Origin of the sequence: Amycolatopsis vastitatis, assembly GCF_002234595.1 — a bacterium.
GTDB classification, from domain to species: domain Bacteria; phylum Actinomycetota; class Actinomycetes; order Mycobacteriales; family Pseudonocardiaceae; genus Amycolatopsis; species Amycolatopsis vastitatis.
On the sequence record NZ_NMUL01000104.1, the window covers coordinates 1 to 7,747 of the forward strand.

A 7,747-nucleotide genomic window follows, 5' to 3' on the forward strand; every position below is an offset into this window, starting at 1 on the left:
GTTCCACTCGGTCGCACCGTCTCGGTTCCCAGCCGCGTAACCGAGCACCGCAAGACATTCCCGCAGCCGGGAGACCTCCTGGCGGCCGACCGCAATATCAAGATCATTCTGATCCCTCGTCCATCGACCGAGTAGCGCATCGACACACCACCCGCCATCGATCCAAATCTCGATACCCGCTGCTCGGCACTCCCGCACAACCTCGAGGACCTCCGCCGTCTCCACGCTGACATCCTAAGTGCAAGCCAAACCAACAGGGTCACGCGACACTAGGGCTGGCACGGTTGCTGTTCGCGGACTTCGACCCTTCGGTCCACGGCATCGTGGCGCAGCCGTTTCTCCTACAGACAGAGCGCGGACACCGCACACGGCGCCACGTCCCGGACTTTCTGCTGCTGACCGACTCCACTCCGATCGTGGTGGACGTGAAGCCGCGCCGCCAGCTATCCGCCGAGAACGTCGCCGTCGCGCTCACGTGGACCCGGCAGGCAGTGGAATCGCGCGGTTGGCGCTACGAAGTATGGACGGAACCGCCTGAGATCGAACTGCCGAATGTGCGGAGTCGGCCGGTTACCGCCGCACTTGGCTGTTCGACCAGGAGCTCCTGGAAGAGCTGCGCCACTCCGTTCACGACGGCCTCACGGTGAACGAGGTGACTGGAACGCTGCCTCACCGATGTCACCGAGCCGTGCGGGCCGCTGTACTACATCTGTTGTGGCAGAGGCACTTTGAGGCCGACCTGTCTCGCCCGCTGGGCCCGGCGACGGTGCTGTCGGCGTACTGAACTGTGATGCGGCAACATCCGCACATGCCGATGACAGTGCGTTCCGGCTCACCGCGCCGCGGGCCGCGGTCGGGGTGATACCCCGCTAACGCGACGCGCCCGCACGTTCCAACAGCTCGACGGTCGCCTCCCACAGGCGCTGCTCGCGGGCCCGGTCGTGGGCGATCGGCTGCGCCTCCACCGGCTTGGTCTTGACCACGAACGCGCCGTCACGCAGGTGTGCCCACTTGTTGTCGAGGGCCATCGCGGCCAGCAGCGGCCCTGAGCGCCGCGGCGTCGACACGCCCGGAATCCGGCCCAGGGCGCGGCTGACCGCCTGCAGCGCCGCGGGGGCGCCGCGGCCCAGCGCGGTGCCGGGCATCCAGCCCGGTTCGAACACCGCCACGCAGATGCCGGCGCCGGCTCGGCGTTGCAGCTCGTGGGCGTAGTACAGGATCGTCAGCTTGGCGTTGGAGTACGCGACACCGGAGGCGGACATCCCCGGCACCTGCTCACCGGCAGCCGGGCGCGCCAGCGAGACGGGATCGGCCCACTCGGCCTCGGGCACGTGCAGCAGCTTGCGCCAGAAGTTGGCGTAATAGGTGTTCGATCCGACCAGCACCACCCGCGCCGGGGAGGTGAAGGAGCCGAGCAGGTCGCCGATCAGCTGGGCGTGAGCCAGGTAGTTGACGGCGAAGGTCAGCTCGTAACCGTCCGACGAGGCCTGCCGGGTGTCGACCGACATGGTGCCCGCGTTGGCGATCAGCGCGCGCAGCGGCCGGACGGCGCCGTCGGTGAGCAGGTCGCGGGCGGTGGCCGCGGCGGCACGGACGTCGGTCAGGCTCGCCAAGTCGCAGCCGATCTCGTGGACGCAGGCGCCGAGGGCACGGGCCTCTTCGGCGACGGCGGTCAGGTCGCGGCCGGCGCGCCCGACGAGCAGCAGATCGGGTCGCTCCTTTGTGGGACGGGCGGCCATGGCCAGCACGGCGTGGCGGCCCAGGTTGCGGGTCGGGCCGGTGATCAGCACGGTTCCGGTTTCGGACATGGCCCCAGCCTGCGGCAACGACCACGCGGCAGGCAGTCGTCCGGTTTTCGTAGGACTGTCGGGGCCAGGACAACCATCGCAAGCCGGGGCAGACTGGAGGTGTGGAAGCGTGGGAGTTCGGCCGGACGGTACGCCGCTGGCGTGACCGGATGACACCGGAGACCGTCGGCGTGCCGGCGGGCCGCCGACGTCGGGCCGACGGGTTGCGCCGCGAAGAGCTGGCCGCGCTCGCCGGCATCTCGGCCGACTACCTGACCCGCCTCGAACAAGGACGCGCGACCGCTCCGTCGGCTCAGGTCGTGGAGTCGCTGGCACGCGCACTGCGCCTGCCCGACACCGAACGAGACCTGCTCTACCGGCTGGCCGGGCACGCCGCACCCGGCCCGGACGTCGTGTCGTCACGGGTGCCCCCGAGCGTGCACCGGCTGCTCGACCGGCTCTCGCACACCCCCGTGGTCGTCTACGACGCCAGCTGGACACTCGTGCTGGCCAACGCCCCCTACGACGCGCTGATGGGCGACACGACCACCTGGCGCGGCCTGGACCGCAACGCCGTCTGGCGCAACGTCGCCTGCCTGCCCTCACGGGTCGTGCACACCCCGCAAGAGCAGGCCGACCACGAAGCGCGGCTCGTGGCCGACCTGCGCCTGACCGCCTCGCGCTACCCCGCCGACCGCGCGCTGCGGCACCTGATCGCCGACCTGACCTCCGGCAGCCCGCGCTTCGCCGAACTCTGGGACGCCGAGGCACCGCCGCCCCCGGCCGAACCGTCCCGGCGCAAGACCGTCGACCACCCCGCGGTCGGCCTGATCACCCTGGACTGCGACACACTGCTCGTCGCCCTCGACGATCTGCGCATCACCGTCTACACCGCCGAGCCCGGCACCGAAGACGCCGACCGCCTCGCTCTCGCCGCCGTCTGGGGCACTCAGTCGCTCCAGCCCTGAGCACCAATACTCGGAAGCGTTGGATGACACTCCGTCCGAGTTACTCCCAAACGTCCGCACATGCCGCATACCGCGCGTTCGACGCCGACCAATCGATGAGAGCGTGATCATCGGCTCGGGGGTACTACTTCCACGACCTCGGCAAGTCCGACGATCCGGGCTCCCTCACGCATCGACAGCCGCAGACCCGGCCCGACCGGTGGCCAGAGATCAGGCATGAGCGGATGGAGTCGCACCGTCGCCTCTTCGCCCGGCGCGAGTGTCTTCACCGTCTCCAGCGTCAGCGGCGCGTCGTGGCTTTCCGGATGGACATCCGGCGGGAAGACCCAGTGCGACCGGTAGCCGGAGTGGATCGGGGTCCGGCGGCCACCTTGACTCGCGGTCACGAGCAGCAGTCGTGCGCGGATGTATCCCCGCTTGGCTTCAGCTTCTATCCATCGGTTGTGCTCATGATCAGAATCCATGCCGAGACTATGCCGTCTCCGCTCGCTCGTGGCCGGACCCGTCCCTGCCGCCCAGTCTTAAGTAGCCGATGGGCGGGTGTCGGCGTCGCCGTCGGTCGGTAAAAGACCACACGGTGGCGGCTTCAGGTCGATCCACAACTGCCGACGCTGATCGGACTCCACATCACCGGCCTACGCCTCCTCGCTCCGACGACGGCGGCGCGACCCATCCCCCGCCGCCCGCGGACCAGACTCCGCCCTTCCCTGGCCTCGGTGGCCCCGGCCGGCTACTGCGGGCGCGCGGGAAGTGCGCGTTGAACACCGACCCGCCCCGGCTGACATCCCGCCAGTACATCCAGATCTCGGGCAGCAGGATCTTCTTCTCGACCAACCGCTGCATCACCGGCTGGAACAGGCCCGGCGCTGCGGGCAGCCGAGCCGATGCGTCAGCGCGAGCGCACAGGCCATGTAGGCCAGTTGGAATCGGTAGCCGCCGAAGTCGTCCTGGCTCGTTGCCTTGCCCTGCATCAGGGACCAGTCGTTGGGCAACTGGCGGGACAGGTCGTCGAAATGGCTGAGGTGGCCGAGTTGCTCGGCGTGAGTACGGTTCGCGGCACGGTCAACCGTTAACCGCCGGCTTGACGACCTCTTCGGCGAACTCGCGGAAGGTGGTGGGCGTGGTGTTCTCGGCGGTACGCGGCGTCGCGTTGTTGATGCCGCGTTCACCGGCGAGGTCCATGTCCATCATGGACTGAGCCATCGCCTCGGAGACACCGCGGCCAGTGAGGAACTCCTTGACCGCAGCGCGTTCTCCGACCTGATAGTGGATGGGTGTGCCGAGAACATCGGTGAGGATCTCCCTGATGTCGTGGTACGAAAGGTCCTCGCCGCCGAGGAACTCGACCGAGTCCTGCCCGGTCCAGGCGCGGTCGAGGAGGTACTCGGCGGCGAGCGCCGCAATGTCCTTTGTCGCGATCCACGGCATGGTGAACTCCGCTGGTAGCGTGCCGGTGATGACCCCGTTCCCGATCGCGGCCACCTGCCGGAGGATGTTGTCCATGAAGGTCGGCAGGGCCAGTGCGCGCAGGTGTGCACCGGTGCTACGGAAGAGATCCTCCATCGCGTGCGAGGCCGACACGTGCCCGGCGTAGATCTGCGACCCACGCCCGAGCGCGGAAACGATCACAACGCGCGGGACCGCGTGGTGTACGACGGCGTCGGCACCCGGAATGGACGCGCTCACATACGCCTCGTAGGGGCTGCTCGCCGTCGCGGCCGCCGGCATGAGCCAGAACAGGACGTCGGCATCATCGAGAGCCCGGTCCAGGACGTCGCGATCACGGTGCGATCCGGTGATGACCTCCGCTCGCTCCCGAACCTCCGCGGGCAGCTTGGCCGGGTCTCGGACGATGAGGCGGACCGGCTCGTCGTGCGTCACCAGCGTCGAGACGAGCTTGCTGCCGATCTGCCCGGTTGGGGCGGTGACAACGATCATGGATGATGACTCCCGTCAACTCGAGAAGCAGAAGTAAACTCTACTGTACCGTATACTTCAAGGAAGATGCCATGACCCGGCGCGGGCAAGCACTGCGCGAGCACATCCTCGACACGGCGAAGCTCGCGTTCCTGGAGACCGGCTTCGAGCGGACCTCCATGGACGCGATCGCGGCGCGCGCGGAAACATCGAAGCGCTCCCTATACGCGCACTTCCCGACCAAGGACGCACTGTTCCTCGCAGTCGTCGAACGTATCCGCGCCCTGTTCGCCGAGCGGACGGGGATGCCGGCCGACTACGCCGACGAACCGGCCGAAGCGGTCGTCCGGTACTGCGGGCACTTCGTGCAACTGCTGCACTGGTCCTCGGTAGCGAAGATGCTCCGCCTCGCCATTGCCGAAGCCGACCGGCTGCCGGACCTCGCCGCAGGACTCTTCGACGTCGTCTTCGGGACCACCACCGACAACCTCGCGGCCCACCTGGTGGCAACGACGGGACTTCCGGCCGACGAAGCCGACGCGGTGGCGAACGAGCTGATCGGCCTGGCCGCCCACCCAGCACTCCCTCGGCTGCTGTTCGGAGTCGATCCACTCACGGAGGAGACGCCGGACCAGGCCCGTCTCGCCACCGACGTCGACCTCGCCAGAATCCGGCGGCTCGTCCGCCTCTTCCTGCCGGCCACGACCTGAAGCGGAATCGTCTCAGTGCGGTGCAGACAACCGCTCCGGCTGCCCGGCGAAGGAAGCCGGCTTCCGCATCCGATTGCTACAGCGGCAGGCGGGCGTAGCCGGACATGATCGCGACCACGCAGGCGGTCCAGGGCGCCGGGTGGAGTCCAACGCGATTTGCGTTTTGCCGGCAGCCCGCAACAGAGTTCGAGCCGATCGAATCGGCCGGCCCGAGTCCGTTCGGTTGCAGGAGTCCGTTCCAGGTCGCTTCCCGAGATGCCTTTCCGCTCAGGCGGGCGTGTCCCGGGCCAGCGCGTCGAAGGCCGTCATTGCTGCCGATCGCACCGAGAATGGTACGCACGAATGCAGCGGGGTCACCGAGGTCCGGCTGAGCGAGCAGCTGTTTGCCGCCGCATTCGTAGATCGCTTGCACGAACGCGTTGAGCAGCGGGTTGTCGAAACCGCCGATGTTGATCTGGTCCATGGCGAACCGGACGACGTCAGTCAAGACGGTGGTCCGGGTGACCTTCGCGGTCGCTCCGATCACCACCTGTCCGGGCTCGCCGGGGCGGTCGATTCCGACCGCCACCTCGGTCAGTGGTGGCAGCAAGTAAGACGTCTTGCTGTCGAACACGGACCGAGCCGCGTCGTAGATGGCGGCCGCGACGTCCTGGCCGGGCGGACCGGGCCAAGTCCACGCCCAGTTCTGGTTGCCGGAGGACATCGACAGCTGCTGGGTGAACGGCCTGTTGTTGACGACGCGGGTGGTGACGAGGTCGTCGTGGTCGGGCTCGAAGCACACCCGGATGGCCGCAGCCGACGATCCCTCGTCGGGATCGACCACGTCGCGGACCCATGAGGGCAATTTGACTGCCCCGCACCTGGGCCCGTCCTTGCGGGCACCGGTGATCTCACCGACCGTCTGGCCGACGTTCGCGGCCCAGTCCCAGAAGGAGAACTCGGTCAGGTCGGCGGACAGGACATCGCCCTCGAGCCGGAACGGCTGGCGGGGGCGGGGCTCCCACACGCGGTTCTGCTCGTCCCAGTGGACGAGGACCAGTGAGGCGCGCTGCACCTCCGTCATCGCCGGCAGGCTCCACCGCACACTCACCGGCTTCATCAGCGGCGCGTCGTGCTGGACGCCGATCGGTTGTCCGTAGAGCTCGGCCGGCTGCCGGTCGATCACCGCGCTCTCGAGAACGTGGACCTCCGCGAGGACCGCTCCAGCCGGAATCGCCACCTGCGCCGAACCGACCGGCACTCCGTCGGGTGCAGCGGCTGGCATCTGCGGCCGGGCGGCTTCTGGCGTGGTGAGCAGGGCGACGATGGTGACTGGTCCGCCGCAGTGCGGGCACTCGCGCTGCGCTGCCGCCTGCGGCAGATGCGCGGGCGGCAGTGCCAGGATGGCCACCGCGGATGGCTGGCCGACAAGCCTGCCGGGGTGGTTGGTGCGTTCGACCTCGCGGCGGGCCGCCGCGGTGCGTTTGCATGCCGCGAGCAGTAGAGGCGGGTCTTGGCTTGGCGGCCGGTCGCAGTGAAGGCTTCCCAGCAGATCGGGCAGGTCTTGCGGGTCGCGTTGTAGTTCGGATCGTGTGGGTCAGGAGACATGCGCGTTCACCGCCTTGCGCAAGTTGTCCGATGTGGACTGATGCGACCTCAATCGGTAAGACGGGCCGTCGATCCCGACCACCGTCGCCCGATGCAGCAGCCGATCCAACATCGCCGCCGCGACCGTCGCGTCGCCGAACGCCGTTGCCCAGTCAGCAATCCCGACGTTCGTCGTCAAGATCGTCGACGACTTCAGATAGCGCTGATTGATCACCTGAAACAACGCGGATGCTCCGTCGCCCGGCAGTGGCAGGTAGCCAAGTTCATCGATCACGAGGAGCTTCGGGCCGACGAAGAACCGCATGCAGGTCGCCCAGCGGCCCTCGACCGCGGCCTTGTGACAGCGGGCAGCGAGGTCCGCGGCGGTGGTGAAGTAAACCCGGTGCCCAGACTCGGCCGCGCCGCGCGCCAACGCGGTCGTCAACATCGTTTTCCCGACCCCGGACGGGCCGACGAACAACACATTCGAGGCATCGTCAAGAAAACGGAGCGTCGCGAGGTCCCGGATCAGTTTCTCGTCGACCCCGGGCTGCGCGGCGAAGTCGAAATCCGACAACGTCCACGGATCGGGCAGACAGGCGAACCGCAACCGGCCGGCGAGGCGGCGGGCTTCGGTGGCGTTGACCTCGATCTCCAGCAACCGCTCGAGCGCGGCGGTCATGGACAAGTTCTCGTGCCGGACCTCGTCGAGGACCCGGGCAGGGCTTCGACGGCGTTGTCGAGCTTGAGGTAGGAGAAGTGCGCGCGTAGTTGCTGATAGCGGCGGGCTTCACTCATC

General features: G+C 68.2%; 10 protein-coding genes. 3 read left to right on the forward strand and 7 right to left on the reverse strand.

Annotated features, from left to right (window positions below):
* A partial coding sequence (locus CF165_RS49475) for a nucleotidyltransferase domain-containing protein (protein ID WP_369126878.1) occupies positions 1–225 on the reverse strand: 225 nt, incomplete at its 3' end.
* A gap of 59 nt (positions 226–284) precedes the next feature.
* Here CF165_RS49475 and CF165_RS54010 point away from each other — a divergent pair.
* Complete coding sequence (locus CF165_RS54010) at positions 285–647, forward strand: TnsA endonuclease N-terminal domain-containing protein (RefSeq protein WP_205661251.1); 363 nt, start codon at positions 285–287, stop codon at positions 645–647.
* Positions 648–869: 222 nt separating this feature from the next.
* Here CF165_RS54010 and CF165_RS49485 read toward each other — a convergent pair whose 3' ends face one another.
* On the reverse strand, positions 870–1,808 hold the full coding sequence (locus tag CF165_RS49485; RefSeq protein ID WP_093954531.1) for an SDR family NAD(P)-dependent oxidoreductase: 939 nt from the start codon (positions 1,806–1,808) through the stop codon (positions 870–872).
* 101 nt (positions 1,809–1,909) lie between these two features.
* On the opposite strand from CF165_RS49485, the gene CF165_RS49490 reads away from it, so the two are divergent.
* A complete protein-coding gene (locus CF165_RS49490) occupies positions 1,910–2,755 on the forward strand; it encodes a helix-turn-helix transcriptional regulator (RefSeq protein ID WP_093954532.1) in 846 nt (281 codons plus the stop codon).
* 107 nt (positions 2,756–2,862) lie between these two features.
* Here the strand turns inward: CF165_RS49490 and CF165_RS50995 are convergent, their stop codons facing one another.
* From CF165_RS50995 to CF165_RS49500, 3 genes are all read right to left on the reverse strand, one after another.
* A complete protein-coding gene (locus CF165_RS50995; RefSeq protein WP_143268965.1) occupies positions 2,863–3,219 on the reverse strand; it encodes a hypothetical protein in 357 nt (118 codons plus the stop codon).
* 163 nt (positions 3,220–3,382) lie between these two features.
* The gene (locus tag CF165_RS54015; protein ID WP_369126879.1) at positions 3,383–3,736 is read right to left on the reverse strand and encodes a linalool dehydratase/isomerase domain-containing protein; all 354 of its coding nucleotides are present in this window, start codon (positions 3,734–3,736) and stop codon (positions 3,383–3,385) included.
* 81 nt (positions 3,737–3,817) lie between these two features.
* Positions 3,818–4,693, reverse strand: coding sequence for an NmrA family NAD(P)-binding protein (locus CF165_RS49500; RefSeq protein ID WP_093954533.1), 876 nt, complete (start codon positions 4,691–4,693; stop codon positions 3,818–3,820).
* Positions 4,694–4,764: 71 nt separating this feature from the next.
* On the opposite strand from CF165_RS49500, the gene CF165_RS49505 reads away from it, so the two are divergent.
* The gene (locus CF165_RS49505; RefSeq protein ID WP_093954534.1) at positions 4,765–5,382 is read left to right on the forward strand and encodes a TetR/AcrR family transcriptional regulator; all 618 of its coding nucleotides are present in this window, start codon (positions 4,765–4,767) and stop codon (positions 5,380–5,382) included.
* Between the two features lie 76 nt (positions 5,383–5,458).
* On the opposite strand, the gene CF165_RS49510 is transcribed toward CF165_RS49505, so the two are convergent.
* Positions 5,459–6,772 (reverse strand): hypothetical protein, encoded by a 1,314-nt coding sequence (locus CF165_RS49510; protein ID WP_143268966.1) that lies wholly within the window; start codon positions 6,770–6,772, stop codon positions 5,459–5,461.
* A 186-nt stretch (positions 6,773–6,958) separates the two neighbouring features.
* Positions 6,959–7,630: an IS21-like element helper ATPase IstB gene (istB, locus tag CF165_RS49515; protein ID WP_240522219.1), complete on the reverse strand. Its 672-nt coding sequence runs from the start codon at positions 7,628–7,630 to the stop codon at positions 6,959–6,961.
* Positions 7,631–7,747: the final 117 nt, after the last annotated feature.

Coding starts and splice junctions, on each gene's coding strand:
- CF165_RS49485 (WP_093954531.1), bottom strand. CDS start 1,808: ATGTCCGAAACCGGAACCGTGCTGATCACCGGCCCGACCCGCAACCTG.
- CF165_RS50995 (WP_143268965.1), bottom strand. CDS start 3,219: ATGGATTCTGATCATGAGCACAACCGATGGATAGAAGCTGAAGCCAAG.
- CF165_RS49500 (WP_093954533.1), bottom strand. CDS start 4,693: ATGATCGTTGTCACCGCCCCAACCGGGCAGATCGGCAGCAAGCTCGTC.
- CF165_RS49505 (WP_093954534.1), top strand. CDS start 4,765: ATGACCCGGCGCGGGCAAGCACTGCGCGAGCACATCCTCGACACGGCG.
- istB (WP_240522219.1), bottom strand. CDS start 7,630: ATGACCGCCGCGCTCGAGCGGTTGCTGGAGATCGAGGTCAACGCCACC.